The sequence below is a fragment of the Streptomyces sp. NPDC052109 genome (assembly GCF_040680195.1).
Taxonomy (GTDB): Bacteria; Actinomycetota; Actinomycetes; order Streptomycetales; family Streptomycetaceae; genus Streptomyces.
Genome location: NZ_JBFAWF010000006.1, coordinates 247,814 through 262,826, shown reverse-complemented (window position 1 = coordinate 262,826; position 15,013 = coordinate 247,814). Strand labels below are relative to the sequence as shown.

The 15,013-nt window shown below is 71.1% G+C and carries 19 protein-coding genes; 7 read left to right on the top strand and 12 right to left on the bottom strand.

All coding sequences use genetic code 11. The features are described from left to right. Positions 1 to 50 precede the first annotated feature (50 nt). The 3 genes from AB0L59_RS15950 to AB0L59_RS15940 form a co-directional block, all read right to left on the bottom strand. On the bottom strand, positions 51 to 560 hold the full coding sequence (locus AB0L59_RS15950; protein WP_365583329.1) for a flavin reductase family protein: 510 nt from the start codon (positions 558 to 560) through the stop codon (positions 51 to 53). 44 nt (positions 561 to 604) lie between these two features. Next, a complete protein-coding gene (locus AB0L59_RS15945) occupies positions 605 to 685 on the bottom strand; it encodes a putative leader peptide (protein WP_365583582.1) in 81 nt (26 codons plus the stop codon). 83 nt (positions 686 to 768) lie between these two features. After that, positions 769 to 1,182, bottom strand: coding sequence for a thioredoxin family protein (locus tag AB0L59_RS15940; RefSeq protein ID WP_365583579.1), 414 nt, complete (start codon positions 1,180 to 1,182; stop codon positions 769 to 771). 75 nt (positions 1,183 to 1,257) lie between these two features. Between AB0L59_RS15940 and AB0L59_RS15935 the strand changes: the two genes are divergently transcribed. Together AB0L59_RS15935 and AB0L59_RS15930 are read left to right on the top strand one after the other, a co-directional pair. Continuing rightward, positions 1,258 to 1,674 (top strand): DUF4395 domain-containing protein, encoded by a 417-nt coding sequence (locus AB0L59_RS15935; RefSeq protein ID WP_365583326.1) that lies wholly within the window; start codon positions 1,258 to 1,260, stop codon positions 1,672 to 1,674. A gap of 189 nt (positions 1,675 to 1,863) precedes the next feature. Beyond that, on the top strand, positions 1,864 to 2,592 hold the full coding sequence (locus AB0L59_RS15930) for a lysophospholipid acyltransferase family protein (protein WP_365583324.1): 729 nt from the start codon (positions 1,864 to 1,866) through the stop codon (positions 2,590 to 2,592). A gap of 673 nt (positions 2,593 to 3,265) precedes the next feature. Here AB0L59_RS15930 and AB0L59_RS15925 read toward each other — a convergent pair. From AB0L59_RS15925 to AB0L59_RS15910, 4 genes are all read right to left on the bottom strand, one after another. Continuing rightward, complete coding sequence (locus tag AB0L59_RS15925) at positions 3,266 to 3,859, bottom strand: transglutaminase domain-containing protein (protein WP_365583322.1); 594 nt, start codon at positions 3,857 to 3,859, stop codon at positions 3,266 to 3,268. A 77-nt stretch (positions 3,860 to 3,936) separates the two neighbouring features. Next, a complete protein-coding gene (locus AB0L59_RS15920) occupies positions 3,937 to 5,007 on the bottom strand; it encodes a low specificity L-threonine aldolase (RefSeq protein WP_365583319.1) in 1,071 nt (356 codons plus the stop codon). Then, complete coding sequence (locus AB0L59_RS15915; protein WP_365583316.1) at positions 5,004 to 5,798, bottom strand: SDR family oxidoreductase; 795 nt, start codon at positions 5,796 to 5,798, stop codon at positions 5,004 to 5,006. The genes AB0L59_RS15920 and AB0L59_RS15915 overlap by 4 nt, the downstream gene beginning before the upstream one ends. Then, the gene (locus AB0L59_RS15910; RefSeq protein WP_365583314.1) at positions 5,795 to 7,192 is read right to left on the bottom strand and encodes a DUF6421 family protein; all 1,398 of its coding nucleotides are present in this window, start codon (positions 7,190 to 7,192) and stop codon (positions 5,795 to 5,797) included. Before AB0L59_RS15910 ends, AB0L59_RS15915 begins: the two co-directional genes overlap by 4 nt. 393 nt (positions 7,193 to 7,585) lie before the next feature. On the opposite strand from AB0L59_RS15910, the gene AB0L59_RS15905 reads away from it, so the two are divergent. Further along, positions 7,586 to 8,269: a glycerophosphodiester phosphodiesterase family protein gene (locus AB0L59_RS15905; protein WP_365583312.1), complete on the top strand. Its 684-nt coding sequence runs from the start codon at positions 7,586 to 7,588 to the stop codon at positions 8,267 to 8,269. A 38-nt stretch (positions 8,270 to 8,307) separates the two neighbouring features. Here AB0L59_RS15905 and AB0L59_RS15900 read toward each other — a convergent pair whose 3' ends face one another. Next, positions 8,308 to 8,847 (bottom strand): GNAT family N-acetyltransferase, encoded by a 540-nt coding sequence (locus AB0L59_RS15900; RefSeq protein WP_365583310.1) that lies wholly within the window; start codon positions 8,845 to 8,847, stop codon positions 8,308 to 8,310. 70 nt (positions 8,848 to 8,917) lie between these two features. On the opposite strand from AB0L59_RS15900, the gene AB0L59_RS15895 reads away from it, so the two are divergent. Continuing rightward, positions 8,918 to 9,310 (top strand): VOC family protein, encoded by a 393-nt coding sequence (locus AB0L59_RS15895; protein WP_365583308.1) that lies wholly within the window; start codon positions 8,918 to 8,920, stop codon positions 9,308 to 9,310. On the opposite strand, the gene AB0L59_RS15890 is transcribed toward AB0L59_RS15895, so the two are convergent. Next, a complete protein-coding gene (locus tag AB0L59_RS15890; protein WP_365583305.1) occupies positions 9,307 to 9,750 on the bottom strand; it encodes a hypothetical protein in 444 nt (147 codons plus the stop codon). The two genes, AB0L59_RS15895 and AB0L59_RS15890, sit on opposite strands and share 4 nt — an antisense overlap. Before the next feature lie 115 nt (positions 9,751 to 9,865). On the opposite strand from AB0L59_RS15890, the gene AB0L59_RS15885 reads away from it, so the two are divergent. After that, positions 9,866 to 10,630 (top strand): VOC family protein, encoded by a 765-nt coding sequence (locus AB0L59_RS15885; RefSeq protein WP_365583302.1) that lies wholly within the window; start codon positions 9,866 to 9,868, stop codon positions 10,628 to 10,630. Positions 10,631 to 10,962: 332 nt separating this feature from the next. Here the strand turns inward: AB0L59_RS15885 and AB0L59_RS15880 are convergent, their stop codons facing one another. Together AB0L59_RS15880 and AB0L59_RS15875 are read right to left on the bottom strand one after the other, a co-directional pair. Continuing rightward, positions 10,963 to 11,847 (bottom strand): helix-turn-helix domain-containing protein, encoded by an 885-nt coding sequence (locus AB0L59_RS15880; protein WP_365583300.1) that lies wholly within the window; start codon positions 11,845 to 11,847, stop codon positions 10,963 to 10,965. Between the two features lie 28 nt (positions 11,848 to 11,875). Beyond that, positions 11,876 to 12,598, bottom strand: coding sequence for a peptidoglycan-binding protein (locus AB0L59_RS15875; RefSeq protein WP_365583297.1), 723 nt, complete (start codon positions 12,596 to 12,598; stop codon positions 11,876 to 11,878). 444 nt (positions 12,599 to 13,042) lie between these two features. Here AB0L59_RS15875 and AB0L59_RS15870 point away from each other — a divergent pair, with 444 nt between their 5' ends. After that, complete coding sequence (locus tag AB0L59_RS15870) at positions 13,043 to 13,534, top strand: hypothetical protein (RefSeq protein WP_365583294.1); 492 nt, start codon at positions 13,043 to 13,045, stop codon at positions 13,532 to 13,534. A gap of 176 nt (positions 13,535 to 13,710) precedes the next feature. Beyond that, positions 13,711 to 14,121: a hypothetical protein gene (locus AB0L59_RS15865; protein ID WP_365583292.1), complete on the top strand. Its 411-nt coding sequence runs from the start codon at positions 13,711 to 13,713 to the stop codon at positions 14,119 to 14,121. A gap of 71 nt (positions 14,122 to 14,192) precedes the next feature. Here the strand turns inward: AB0L59_RS15865 and AB0L59_RS15860 are convergent, their stop codons facing one another. Next, positions 14,193 to 14,675, bottom strand: coding sequence for a MarR family transcriptional regulator (locus AB0L59_RS15860; protein WP_365583577.1), 483 nt, complete (start codon positions 14,673 to 14,675; stop codon positions 14,193 to 14,195). Positions 14,676 to 15,013 lie beyond the last annotated feature (338 nt).

Below are 15,013 nucleotides of genomic sequence, written 5' to 3'. Positions count from 1 at the left end.
AACCGGAACTCGACGGCTTCGCAGGAGGGGGCACCCCAACGCGGCCGTGATCAATCCCGCAGGCCGTTGAAGCGTCCCTGGTGGTAGAGGAGCGGCCGGCCGGTGCCGGAGGGGTCGCCCAGGACGACCTCGGCGAGCACGATCCGGTGATCACCGGCCGGCACGCGGCCGACGATCCGGCAGACCAGCCAGGCGAGCACGCCGTCGAGCACCGGTACGCCTTCCGGACCCTCGCGCCACACGGTCGGCGCGCCGAAGCGGTCGGCGCCGCTGCGGGCGAAGGTGGCGGCGAGCTCGCCCTGGTGCTCGCCGAGTATGTGGATGCCGACGTGGTCCGTCTCGGCTACGGCGGGCCAGCTGGAGGCGCCCGTGCCGATGCCGAAGGAGACGAGCGGGGGCTCGGCGGACACCGAGGTGAGGGAGGTGGCGGTGAAGCCGACCGGGCCGGCGTCACCGCGCGCGGTGATCACCGCCACACCGGCCGCGTGCCGGCGGAAGGTCGAGCGCAACAGGTCGGGGGAGGCGAGCTGAACGGTGCCGAGGTCGGGCGAGGCCGTCATGGAACTGTCCTTCTGCTGGAGGTCGCGAGCCGGGCCGTCGATGCTCAGCAGTCCGGACAGGTGGCGCTCGCTGTGCGGGCGAGGTCGACGTGGACCCGCCCATGGAGAAGGAGTTCGGTCGGCATACGGTCAGGCTGACGATAGATGGTGCGCGCAGTCAAGCACGGTCCGGGATCCGGAAGACACCGCGGCGCCTCCTGAGGCCCCCTCACACCGCCTCCCCCAGGGCCGCGATGACATCGGCCTTGCGAGGCTGGCCGGTGGCGCGCCGCACCACCCGTCCGTCGGCGTCGAGCACGAGCACGGTGGGCGTCTTCAGGATCCCCAGTTCGCGTACGAGGTCCAGACGGGCCTCGGCGTCGATCTCGACGTGGGTCACACCGGGGACCATTCCTGCGACCTCGCCGAGGACGCGCCGGGTGGCCCGGCAGGGCGCGCAGAAGGCGCTGGAGAACTGGACCAGCGTGGCCCGTTCGCCGAGTTCGCCACCCAGGACGGCCGCTTCCAGCCGCTTGCCCTCGTCCCGCCCGCGCACCCGCACTCTCCCGCTCCGCCGCTTGTGCAGCACTCCCGCGGCGCTCGCCACGACGAGCACCGCCACGCACACCATCAGTCCGGCCATCATCTGCTCAACCCTTCACGAGACTGCAAAGATTCCCGCCTCCCGCACGAGTTTCGGTTGCGGAATGCTGGATTCATGGACATCGACGTGAGAGGGCCGCGCTTCGCGGCAGCTGTGACGACGGCCGTTCTGGCCGTGGCCCTGAGCCTGCAGAACCCCTGGGTGCTGGGCTGGCAGACGCTCGCCTTCGCGCTCGGCGCGGCCGCGGGCGTGCAGAGCTCCCCGTACGGCTGGGCGTTCCGTACGGCCGTACGGCCGCGGCTCGGACCGCCGAAGGAGTTCGAGGCGCCGGAACCGCCGCGGTTCGCCCAGGCCGTGGGGCTGGTGTTCGCGGGGTTCGGACTTGTCGGGTTCACCGTGGGACCGCAGTGGCTGGGCCTCGCCGCGACCGGGGCCGCACTCGCCGCCGCCTTCCTGAACGCGGCGTTCGGCTACTGCCTGGGGTGCGAGATGTTCCTGCTTCTGAAGAGGGCCACAGTACGGGCTGAGTAAAGGCGGATCAAAGGTCCGAGGCGGGGTGTAGGCCGACGTGACGAGGATCTCGCCGCCGCGAGGCACCAGGACTGGCTACCCGTCCGTTCTTCGGGCACGATCTGCGAGACGCCGTAAACCTACGGCTGCGTAACTCTCCCGCCGGGAGTTCCCCTTTCCCGAGCAGAGCAGAAAGGGTCCACCCCGCCCATGGCAGAGCTGGTCTACCGTCCCGTCATCGGTTTCGCCAAGACGCTGTTCAAGGTCTGGGACCTGAAGATCGACTGCCAGGGGTCGGAGAACATCCCGCGCTCGGGCGGCGCCGTGCTGGTGAGCAATCACATCAGCTATCTGGACTTCATCTTCAGCGGCCTGGCGGCCCTGCCGCAGAAGCGTCTGGTGCGCTTCATGGCGAAGGAGTCCGTCTTCCGCCACCGGATCTCCGGTCCGCTGATGCGCGGCATGAAGCACATCCCGGTGGACCGCAAGCAGGGCGAGGCGGCCTACGCGCACGCCCTGGACTCGCTGCGTTCCGGCGAGGTCGTCGGGGTCTTCCCCGAGGCCACCATCTCCCAGTCGTTCACGCTGAAGAGCTTCAAGTCCGGTGCGGCCCGCCTCGCCCAGGACGCCGGCGTCCCGCTGGTCCCGATGGCGGTGTGGGGCACGCAGCGGCTGTGGACGAAGGGCCAGCCCCGCAACTTCAAGCGCAGCCACCTGCCCGTGACCATCCGGGTCGGTGAGGCGGTCGAAGCTCCTCGCGACCAGTACGCCGGCGCGATCACTCGCCGGCTGCGCGAGGCCGTCCAGGAGCTGCTGGACGCCGCACAGCGCGCCTACCCGGGCCGCCCCAAGGGCCTCGAGGACTCCTGGTGGCTGCCCGACCACCTGGGGGGTACGGCGCCGACGGCGGAGCAGTTGCGGGCGGCCGAGGCGTACTGACCTGCGGTGGTTCGGCCGGGGTCCACTGCGGACGGTTCGACTGCGGACCCATGGGGGCCGCTCGCGCCGTTCCTCGCGTCCTTGGGGAACTGAAGAGGCGTCGGCTGCACGGCGCCGCCCACTGGCGAGTTGCACGGCCGTCAGCACCACAGCCCCGCCCCCTTGGGGAGCTGCCGCCCCCGGCACCGCACTGGACCGACGGCCGGTCCGCCCCGTCCGCGACAGCGCACTCGCCTCCGGACCTGTGCCCGAACCCGCGGCCTCCGCTTCCCCGCACCGGTACCGCAGGACGGCGCCGCGCCGCCGGGTCCTGACCAGGGGCAGCGCACGGTGCCGGTCCCCGATGGGGACGGCCGGCCCGTGGCCGGGTGACTCGGGTACCACTCCCCCCGGCCGCCGAGCGGAGGGGTGAACCGCCGGTCAACGATACGGCCCCCGCGGGGCGTTGCGGCCTGAGCAGCCGACCGCAGACCCCCTGGCGCGGCGGAATCGCGACCGCGCTCGGCGGCTCCCTGATTCCGCGTGTCCACGGCTTCCTCGCTCGATGCCGTGGACTCCGGGCCCGCAGCGCGGGCGCGCGCCCGCCGCCGGGCTGTCTCTACGGGGGTTCGCTCCGCGTGCCGGACGGCGCCGGCACCGGCGTCCCCTCCCCGCCCCGGGGCGTCGCCCGGCCTCAGAGCGCGTCGGGCAGCGTTCGCCAGAGGTGCGGACGGTCCGGGGCCGCCCGCAGGGCGCCGAGGACGGCCGGGTGCGGTCGGGCGTGGAGGACCGGGTAGTCCAACTCGCCGGCCTCGGGGTCGGGGATCCAGGCCAACCGCTCGCCGTCCAGCGAGAACCGGGCGTCCACACCCGGCTTGTTGCCGCGCGGATCCTGCCGGTGCCAGGCCCCGTCGAAGCGCACGGCGACCAGCCCGTGCACGACATGGCCGCTGCCGTCGTCATGGGTGAGCCGTTGGTAGCACAGCGCCGTCGGGATGTCCTCCGCACGCAGCAGGGCCGCCAGTGCGTGCGCCTTGGCGTGGCAGATACCGGTGCGCCGCTCGATGACGTCCGAGGCGCGCCAGGTGAGGCGCGGGTCGTCGGCGTCAGCGGAGTGCGGGATGGTGTCCCGTACGAATTCATAGGCGGCCTGTGCATAGGCATACGAGTCGGCCACCTCTGCGGCGAGCCGCTCGGCCGTCTGCCGGACCACCGGATGCTGGTGGTCGATGACCTCGTCCGCGGCCAGGTATGCGGACAGATCGGCGGTGTTCTGGATGAGCTCCATGCCCGCAGAGCATAGGAATGCGATCACCGAGAGTCAATGACTTTTCGGATGACCGCATACCTATGCACGAGTGGAGACTAGCGTGCCATCTCCTCCTTGAGCGCGGCCACGAAGGCGTCGACGTCCTCCTCGGTGGTGTCGAAGGAGCACATCCAGCGCACCACTCCGGCGGCCTCGTCCCAGAAATAGAAACGGAAGCGCTTCTGGAGGCGTTCGGACACGTCGTGCGGGAGCCGCGCGAAGACGCCGTTGGCCTGCACCGGGTAGAGGATCTCCACGCCGTGCACCGCGCGCACGCCCTCGGCGAGCCGCTGGGCCATCTCGTTGGCGTGCCGGGCGTTGCGCAGCCACAGGTCCTTCGCCAGCAGCGCCTCCAACTGCACCGACACGAACCGCATCTTGGAGGCGAGCTGCATCGACATCTTCCGCAGGTGCTTCATCCGCCGCACCGCGTCCTGGTTGATGACCACGACCGCCTCGCCGAGGAGGGCGCCGTTCTTGGTGCCGCCCAGCGAGAGGATGTCGACGCCGACCGCGTTGGTGAACGTCCGCATGGGCACGTTCAGGGAGGCGGCCGCGTTGGCTATCCGGGAGCCGTCCAGGTGCACCTTCATGCCGTGCGCGTGGGCGTGCTCGCAGATCGCGCGGATCTCGTCCGGCGTGTAGAGAGTGCCCAGCTCCGTGCTCTGGGTGATCGAGACGACCTGCGGCATCGCGCGGTGCTCGTCCTCCCATCCCCAGGCCTGCCGGTCGATCAGCTCGGGCGTGAGCTTGCCGTCCGGCGTGGGCACGGTGAGCAGCTTCAGGCCGCCCATGCGCTCGGGCGCGCCACCCTCGTCGACGTTGATGTGCGCGCTCTCGGCGCAGATCACCGCGCCCCAGCGGTCGGTGACCGCCTGGAGCGCGACGACGTTCGCGCCGGTGCCGTTGAAGACCGGGAAGGCCTCCGCGGTGGCTCCGAAATGGCCGCGGATGATCCGCTGGAGGTTCTCGGTGTACGCGTCCTCGCCGTACGCCACCTGGTGGCCGCCGTTGGCCAGGGCCACGGCCGCCAGCACCTCCGCGTGCACACCGGCGTAGTTGTCACTGGCGAAACCGCGGACCTGCGGGTCGTGGTGGCGACGCGCGTCGGTCTTGGGAGGGTTCACGGCTTCTCGGTCAGCCACAGACGGTTTCCGTTCACTTCGGCGGCGGACTTGGTCCAGACGCCCTCGACGGCCTCGGCGAGGTCCTTGACGTCCGTGAAGCCCGCGAACTTCGCGTTGGGGCGTTCGGCGCGCATCGCGTCGTGCACCAGCGCCTTCACCACCAGGATCGTAGCCGCCGACTTCGGTCCGGCCTCGCCCCCCGCCTTGCGGAAACCGTCGGCCATGGCCAGCGTCCACGCCTCGGCGGCCGCCTTGGCCGCGGAGTACGCCGCGTTGCCGGCGGTGGGCTTGGACGCCCCGGCGGCGCTGATCAGCACGTAGCGGCCGCGGTCGCTGCGCTGCAGGCCGTCGTAGAAGGCGAGGGAGGTGTGCTGGACGGTGCGGATCAGCAGCTTTTCCAGCAGGTCCCAGTCGGCGAGGTCGGTCTCGGCGAAGTTGGCGCTGCCGCGCCAGCCGCCGACGAGGTGCACCAGGCCGTCGATGCGACCGTGGTCCTTCTCGATGCGGTCGGCCCAGGCGCGGGCGGAGTCCAGGTCGAGCAGGTCGACCGTCTCCCCGGTCACCGTGGCGCCACCGCCCGCGTAGCGGGCCGCGTCCACGGCCTCCGCGAGGCGCTCGGGGTTGTTGTCGGCGCCGACGACGACGGCGCCGGCCTCGGCCAGCCGGACCAGCGTCGCATGTCCGGCGGGTCCGCCCGCGCCCGCCACCGCGATCACCGCACTGCTGAGAGACCCGTTGTTCGCCACGTTCTTCCCCTTTGAAGCAGTGTTCTCGTTGAGGCGGTCGCTCACGCGGCGATCCGCTCGGCGCCGTCCGCCGTGATGCCCTTGGTGGAGGCGATCACATTCTTCAGCTTCTTGGACAGGGCCTCGTAGAACATGCTCAGCGGAAACTCGTCCGGAAGCACGTCGTCCACGAGCTTGCGCGGCGGCTGGGTCAGGTCCAGGGCGTCCGGGCCCTTGGCCCACTTGGAGCCGGGGTGCGGGGCGAGGTAGGTGGCGACCAGCTCGTAGCCGGCGAACCAGTGCACCAGCTTCGGGCGGTCGATGCCGTCCTTGTAGAGCTTCTCGATCTCGGCGCAGAGCTGGTTGGTGACCTGCGGGGCGCGCTCCCAGTCGATGGAGAGCTTGTTGTCGGTCCAGCGGACGACGTCGTGCTTGTGCAGGTAGGAGAAGAGCAGCTGGCCGCCGAGGCCGTCGTAGTTGCGGTTGCGGTCGCCGGTGACCGGGAAGCGGAACATCCGGTCGAAGAGCACGGCGTACTGCACGTCGCGGGCCTGCGGCACGCCGTCGGCCTGCAGTTTCACGGCCTCCTTGAAGGCGGTGAGGTCGCAGCGCAGCTCCTCCAGGCCGTACATCCAGAACGGCTGGCGCTGCTTGATCATGAACGGGTCGAACGGCAGGTCGCCGTGGCTGTGGGTGCGGTCGTGGACCATGTCCCACAGCACGAAGGCCTCTTCGCAGCGCTTCTGGTCGTGGACCATCGCGGCGATGTCCTCGGGCAGCTTCAGGCCCAGGATGTCGACGGCCGCGTCGGTGACCCGGCGGAAGCGGGCGGCCTCGCGGTCGCAGAAGATGCCACCCCAGGAGAAACGTTCCGGCGCCTCACGTACGGCGATGGTCTCGGGGAAGAGGACCGCGGAGTTGGTGTCGTAGCCGGAGGTGAAGTCCTCGAAGGTGATGCCGCAGAACAGCGGGTTGTCGTAGCGGGTGCGCTCCAGCTCGGCCAGCCAGTCCGGCCAGACCATGCGCAGGACGACCGCCTCCAGGTTGCGGTCGAGGTTGCCGTTCTGCGTGTACATCGGGAAGACGACCAGGTGCTGCAGGCCGTCCGCGCGGTTCGCGGCGGGCTGGAAGGCCAGCAGGGAGTCCAGGAAGTCCGGCACCTGGAAGCCGCCCTCGACCCAGCGGTAGAGGTCCTTCACCAGGGCCTGGTGGTAGGCCTCGTCGTGCGGGAGCAGCGGGGACAGCTGTTCGACGGAGTCGACGACACGCCGTACGGCGGCTTCGGCGTCGGCCTCGGCCGGGGCGCCCTCGGCCCCGAAGTCGATCGATCCGTCCTTGGACTGCCATGGCCGGATCCGCTCCACGGCATCCTTGAGCACGGGCCAGGCCGGGTGCTCAACCACCCTGGTCGACGAAGGAACCTGTTCCTCCGTACCCGCCTGCACAAGAATTTCCGTCATGTCCCATCCTCCACGGGAGAAGCTCGCGTAAGGACACCGTATGCATACCCCGTTTCAGCCAGCAAGAGCCTGCTCGGGAAATTATTCTGTCCGACCCCTTGGTCGCCGATGTTTTTCCTGTCGTAAACAGTGACGACGCTCACTTCCGCCGAGTCCGGCCCCGCGCCCGCACGGTGTTCCGCGGAGCGGTCAAGGATGCGAGGACTCGCCCACGCGAGGGTGACGGAGGGGGCGGATACCGGCCAGCCGGCGCGCGCCACGCACCCGTATGCCTCATGCACGTGCGGGTTCATCGCCGGGCCGGGCCATTAGGCTGCGACTCTGCCCGCGCGGACGACGGCGTCCGCCCGTTCCGCGCGTGCCGAGCCGCCGTCGACGGAACGGAGTCGAACCTTGAACTTCCTTACCATCGGTCATCGCGGGGTCATGGGTGTCGAGCCCGAGAACACCCTTCGTTCCTTCGTCGCCGCGCAGGACGCCGGCCTCGATCTGATCGAACTCGATCTGCACCTGAGCAAGGACGGCGCCCTGGTCGTCATGCACGATGCCGAGGTGGACCGCACGACCGACGGCACCGGGCCCATCGCCGACAAGACCCTGGCCGAGCTGCGCGCCCTGGACGCGGGTCGCGGGGAGCGGGTGCCGGTGTTCGAGGAGGTACTGGAGGCGGTGCGCACGCCGATCCAGGCCGAGATCAAGGATGTGGCGGCGGCCCGCGCGCTCGCGGCGGTGATGCGCGAGCGCGATCTGGTCGGGCGTGTGGAGGTGTCCTCGTTCCACGACGAGGCGGTCGCCGAGATCGCCCGGCAGGTGCCGGGCGTGCGCACGGCACTGATCGCGAGCCGCTACGGCACGGACGTGGTGGAGCGCGCGGTCGCCGTGGGCGCGGCGACCGTCTGTCTCAACATCCGCCGGCTCACCCTGGAGGTCGTCGAGCACGCGCGTGCGTCCGGGCTGCGGGTCATCGGCTGGGTCGTCAACACCCAGGATCATCTGCGGCTGGTACGCGCCCTGGAGCTGGACGGCGCGACGACCGACTATCCGGAGATCAAGCGCACGGGGCGCTTCACCGCGTAGGGCTCACGCGGTGAAGCGCCCCGGTCCCGCACAAACGATCAGGCGAGCTTCTTGACCAGCAGCTCGAACTGCAGGTCGTCGCGCTGCGGGATGCCGAAGCGCTCGTCGCCGTACGGGAAGGGCGTCATCTTTCCCGTACGGCGGTAGCCGCGACGCTCGTACCAGGCGATCAGGTCGTCCCGTACGGAGATCACCGTCATGTGCATCTCGGTGGCGCCCCAGCTCTCCCTGGCCTGGCGCTCGGCCTCCGCCATGACCGTCTTGCCGAGGCCCGCGCCCTGCAGGGTGGGGCTGACCGCGAACATGCCGAAGTAGGCGTGGTCACCACGGTGTTCGAGCTGACAGCAGGCGACGATCCGGCCGTCCTGCTCCACGGTCAGCAGCTTGCTGTCGGGCGACTTGATCACCTCGAGCACGCCCTCGGGGTCCGTCCGCCGGCCCTCCAGGATGTCCGCCTCGGTGGTCCAGCCGGACCGGCTGGAGTTCCCGCGGTACGCCGACTCGATCAGCGCGACCAGCGCCTCGACGTCGGCGTCGGTGGCGTCTCGGAAGGTGGGGCCGACGGCGGGCATGTCCATCAGGAGGTCTCCGATCTCGGGCGTGGCTGAGCCAGGGTCGAGGGTAACCCTGCCACTAGGCTCCGCCTGCATGGTGCATGTACTCAGCAGCCGGACGCTGCTCACCCCCACCGACCCCGAGCGCTCCCGGACCTTCTACGGCGAGCGGCTGGGGCTGCCCGTCTACCGCGAGTTCGGCACGGGGCCCGAGCGCGGGACGGTCTACTTCCTCGGCGGCGGCTTCCTGGAGGTCTCCGGCAGGTCCGAGACGCCGCCGTCGCCCACGGTCCGGCTGTGGCTGCAGGTCGCCGACGTGACGGCCGCGCACGAGGAGCTGCGGGCCGCGGGCGTCGACGTCGTCCGGCCGCCGGTGAAGGAGCCGTGGGGCCTGGTCGAGATGTGGATCGCCGACCCGGACGGCGTCCGCATCGCCCTGGTCGAGGTCCCGGCGGACCATCCGATGCGCTACCGGCCGGGCATCTAGGGCCTGTCGCCGAAGTCCCGTCGTCCGCCCGCCGGGGCGGGCGGGAGTTCGACGCCACACCGGGCCGGACGCAGCCTGCCGGTCGGCGTCAGCGGGGCGTCGCGGTGGGACAAGGGCCTCGAGCAGCCGGCACGCGTGGCACCGACGTGCCGGGACCGCAGACACAGGACGTCCCTCGGGCCGGGCGGGGGCGGCACGACGTCCACGGACGTGTCCGGGGCTTCGAGGGCGCGGGTGTCGCCGTGGCGTGCCCGCACGCCGGGCAGCCATGCCGCCCGGTCGCCGTGCGGAGGGACCGGGTCGAGGAGTTCCACGTCGTGGCCGTCGGCGGCGAGCCACTCCGCGTGCGCGCCGCCGTCGGCGCCCGTGTCGAGGCTCCGCGCCGGAGCGGGCGGCAGGAGCCCGCGCAGGACGTCCTGGGACAGGGCCGTACCGAGCACCAGGGCGAACCGAGCTCGCCGGGTCCCCCGGATGGCCGGGGCGGGGAGCCGGGGTTGGCGTGCCGGAGAGCGCTCCGTGCGGCGCGGCAGGCCCGTTCCAGCCGGAAGGAATCCCATGAAGTTCGACAAGCCGGTGACCGGTGGTCCCTGCTGGACCGAGCTCGGGACCGGCGATCTGGAGGGGGCCAAACGGTTCTACGCCGAGCTGTTCGGCTGGCGACCGGAGACCGATCCCCGGCAGGAGGCGGGCGGGTACACGGTGGCGCACCTGGGCGACGCGGCGGTCGCCGCGCTCACCCCGCTGTACCAGGAGTCCCAGCCGGTGGCGTGGAACGTCTCCTTCCTGGTGACGGACGCGGACGCGGCGGCACGGCGCGTGGAGGAGGCCGGCGGGACGGTCGTCCTCGGCCCGCTGGACGTCTTCGACGTGGGCCGGTTCGCGGTGGCCCTCGACCCGACGGGCGCGGCGTTCCAGCTGTGGCAGGCGCGTGCCTTCCCCGGCGCCGGTCTGTTCAACGCGCCCGGCACCCTCGGCTGGGTGGAACTGGCGACCCGGGACACCGAGCGGGCCCGGGACTTCTACACCACGGTGTTCGGCTGGAGCGTCAACGCCTCCGAGTGGTACACGCAGTGGGGCATCGACGGCGAGGACTTCGGCGGCATGGCCGACATGGGCGACCGTCTCCCGCCCGGGGTGCCGCCGCACTGGCTGCCGTACTTCGCGGTGGACGACGTGGACGCGACGGCCCAGGTCGCGCAACGGGCGGGAGGCTCCGTGGTCCAGGCCCCCGTGGCGGTGCCGGACGGTCCGCGCATCGCGGTGCTGCGGGATCCCCAGGGCGCGGTGTTCGGGGTGCACCTGGCCGGCGAGGAGGGCTGAGGGCGTCTCCTGCCCTCGCGTGCCCTTCGACTCCTGGCGTCCCGCGCAACCGCCCGTCGCCGGAAAGCCGCGGGAGGCCCGGCAAGGACACCAGTGCCCGGACCGTGGACACCTACGCCGCGGCCGGCGGCCACGGCATCGACACCGCGAACGGCTACACGGACGGCAGCTCGGAGCGGATCGCGGCACCTTGACGCCGGTCGAGGGGGTGATGCGTGCCCTGGACGACGTCGTGCGGTCCGGGAAGGTGCTGCACGACCCTCCGCTATGCGGCAGGTGGCTCTCTCCGCCGCCCGCTGCGGACGGAGACAAGTGCGGCCACGGCAGTACGGTCAGCCGGTGCCGCTGAAGCACTCCCTTCCGGGCTGCCCGGGGGAAGGGAAGTAGCACGCGCGAAGGCGGGAGGGGCGTGGGGCGGCGATCATCGTCGTCGTCGTCACCTCATTGCGGGTCGGCCGCGCTTCGACGGCGCTCTGAGGGTGTGCGTCCGGGCCGGTGATCTCGATGCGGAAGCCGGAATGCGCGGGCCAGGCGCGGATCCATCCGGCTCGGCAGCTCGGGCTGACTCTGATTTCGAGCCGGGTGCCGTCCGCCGCCGTGTGGGAAGCCGCGGTGACGGGATCCTCGCACGCCGTCGTACGCGGGTTCCGGCCTTCACACGACCGCAACTGGCACACGGGCGGTCGGGCGCCCGTTTCACGGGGGGTGGGGCGGGACGCGTAGAGGACGGCCGCGGGCGTCACCATCGCCGCACACAGCAGGAGGACCCCGGCCGCCGTGCCCACGGGCCGCTCGTCGATCAGAGCGGATACCGAAAGCAGCGCCCGGCGCACGCGGCCGACGACTCGTCCGGCAGGGGCGCCGTCGAGTTCGGTCACGTCGATGTCCAACGGTGAGGGGGATGTTCGGTCAGCGCCGGGACACGTCGTGTGCCCGCGTCCGCTCCAGGTCGCCTCTGCCAGTGCCCACCGGGCCAGGAGTTCGTCCTCGCTCTGCCGAGCTGCCTTGCACAGGGCCTGGACGGCATGCCGAGGCGGGAACTGCTTGCCGTTGAGATACCGCTCCCAGGACGACCTGCTGATGGCCGTCGCCTGCGCCAGTTCGGTGAGAGTGAAGCCGCTGCCGTCCTTCAGCTCGCGCAGGTCGGTGACGAGGCCCGAGCAGGAGGCGGGCAGGTCCTGGGGCAGCTTTCGCCAGCGAGCCGCAGAGTACGTCATTCCCCGACACCTCTTTCCGCATCACCGTCTAGTCCACATGCCGCAGCAACGCCCACGTCTGCTCGCCGACTATCCCGTCAGCAGGCACTCGGTCCAGCCGCTGCAACCGTTTGACCTCGGCCTCCGTGCGTTCGCCGAAGTACCCGTCCACGTCACCGGGTGACAGCTTGTGGCGCAGCAGCAGACACTGCACTTCGGCGGCATCGGGGCCCGTGGTGTTGCGCATGGTCAGGCGGGTCGTGGTGGCGCTGTTCCCGGCGAACATCAGGTCACCGTGCCGGGCGTACGTGCATGTGTACTTGCCGACGCCCGCGGCTCCTGTCGCAGGGGCCTGCTCGCGCCAGGGATCGGTGATCAGCAAGACAGAGGTGATCGCGGAAAGCAGCAGCGCACCCACGGCGGCGGACAGGGCCGCCACCCGGATCTCCGGCTCCGCATTCCGCTCCAGCCCCGCCGAGTCGCCTGCCGCCGGGGTTGTCGCAGCGGCAGTCCCGGGTCTCGCGGCGGCATCCCGTAAGGCCAGCAACGGCGTGACGTCCGCACCCGCCATCCTGGCCAGCGCTTCGACAGCGGCCCGAGGCGGCAGCACCTTCCCGTTCAGATACCGCTCCCACGAGGACCTGCTGAAAGGCGTTTTCGACTGGAGCGACTTCAGGCTCAGCCCGCTGTGATCCTTCAGCCGCCGCAGCTCCACGACAAGCTGCGAAGTGTGCGGATCAAGCGACTTGGGCAGCGCCTTCCACCTCACCATGCCTCCCCGCCACACCCCGCATCTTCCACAAGCCTCGGCCCGCACGGCCCGGGGGCCTGCCGCCAGTCTGCAGTCGTTCGGCGACACGCGACGGCATGTTCGGCTTCCCACCCGCTACGGTGCGGTCGATTCCGGTCACGCCGGCGAACAGCTCGAACGGCCCGTCCGGTTCAGCGACACGCCTTCCCGGGAAACGCGCTCACACGGCCATGTCCTTGCAGGTCACAGCCCGGGACGTCCCGAGACGTCTCAGACTGCTCGGCACCGGTGGAAATGTGCCCTGCTCTTCCAGCACGCTCGTGCCGACGCCAGGCGTCACGCCCGGGAACGTGCGCAGCGTGCGGTGGACCACCGTCTCCAGGAAAAGCACCTCGGACCGGTGCCCCAGGACATCTGGCGCGCGGAACCACACCACTCCTCACATCCGCCAAAGAGGCGAAATACATGCGTCTTGTCAGGCACGCCGCCGTCGCCGCGGCAGCGCTCGCGCTCGGCAGCAGCGCCATCACCACCGCCACCGCAGCCGCCACCACTCCCTCGGCCGGTCGGGCGGCCGTTACACCAACGGACGTGATCAACCACTCCTGCGGCCCGCGGCAGGACCCGAACAAGCTGAAGGCCAGTGGAGACAACTTCCACACGACGATCGGCAACGCGCGCATCGCCGTGCGGGGAGGCCGGACCAGCAGTCACCAGTGGTACCACTGGGCCCGCATCACCGGCGGCAGCGTGGGCGACACCGTCTGGCTCGACTGGGCGGACGTCTCCGGCGCAACCACTCCCCGCTCGTGGCATCTGTGCGGCCCGTACAGGATCCGCAGTGGTCACGACACTCACACGCCGGCCGTCAACTCGGTCGTCACCAGCGACATGGAGCGCCGCTTCCGTGCCTGCGGCCACCACGCCGGAAGGACCAAGTGCACCGAGTGGCTCTAGGCCCTGCCGTCAAGCTCCCCGCCTCCGCCCGCGGGGCAGGCGGGAGTCCGACGACAGGGGCCCAGGGGACAAGCCCCGCCGTCTGTGCTCCAGCAGACATCTGCATCGGGAGCCGGCGGGATCCGAATCCTGCGGCCAAGGATCACGTGTCCCGGCCGCCCATCAAGGAGGCTGACATGAGCAAGATCAAACGCACCGTCGCGGTCATTCTCACCGCCGGGTGCATCGGCAGCGCCATAGCCCTTGCTCCGGCGGCAGAAGCCGAAACGGCGGGTACGGCAACACCCCGTACGGCAACAAGCTGTTACGGCGACGCGCACTCGTATGCGAAGGCCGACGGGAACGCGTGGTACCCCGGGAACGGCAGCTGGCTCCACACCACCAGCAGCTGCAGTGACATCAACATCAAGCCCAACACCGACCGCTACGTCGCGGTCTGCTGGGTGACCACCAAGAAGTGCCAAGGCACCTACACGCTCGCACCCGCGGGGCAATGGACCGCCGTGGCGACAGACGTCCTGGACGGCACGACGTTCTACTTCGTGTTCCGCTCGACGGCGTATTCCTCGGGATATTGGGCCGCGTGATCCAGTGACCCGGTGGACACCGTTGCCCTCGCGGTGGCAGCGCGGCCCACCGGCGACCTGCGCGACACCCCCTAGGTCCGCAGCGAGCCCATCCGGCCTTCAAGGCGACCGAGCAACTCGGCCAGGAGGGCAGCGAGTTCGCCCTGGCCTTCGGGATCCAGCACCGACAACACAGCGGTCTCGTACGTGAGTTGCTCGGGAAGGATGCCGTCGACCAGGTCCCGGCCGGTGTCGGTGAGGCGGACGTGGGCGACACGGCGGTCACGGGTGTCGCCACGCCGCTCGACCAGTCCGCGTTCGGTCAGCTGCTTGAGCCGCTTGGTGACGGCGGCCCCGGACGAGAAGGTCTCCCGGGCCAGTTCTCCCGGGGTCAGCTCGTGGCCGGTGCGGCGGAGCGCCCCCAGCAGGTCGAACTCGGGACGGCTGAGCCCGGCCCGGCGCAGCGGCGCGTCCTCGGCCTGCTGGAGCAGCGCGGCGCAACGGTTGATCCGGCCGATGACCTCCATCGGCCCGGTGTCCAGCTCTGGATGGACGGCCCGCCACTGCCGGACCACGGCGGCGACGGTGTCGTGGTGCGCGGTGGGCTCGGAGTCCGGGCCGGGGGCGGCCCCGGTCCGGGGGGTGTCGCGTCGCCTTCGGGCGCCGGCGCCGGGTCCGGTACCGCTGCCGGGGTCGGCCCCCGCGCCCGAGTCGGTGCCCGCTGCCGGGGCGGTTCCGGTGGTACGTGTCCCGGGGGCGGCGCCTTGGACTGCGTCGGTGTCGGCGTCGGGGTGGGGCCCGCTCGGGGATGGACCGTCGGAGAGCGACTCCGTGCCGGCCGTGGCCCCGGCGTCCACCGGCCGTGCACCGTGCGCGGGCGTCTCGCCGGTCGGGCGCGCATCGGGGTGGGGCC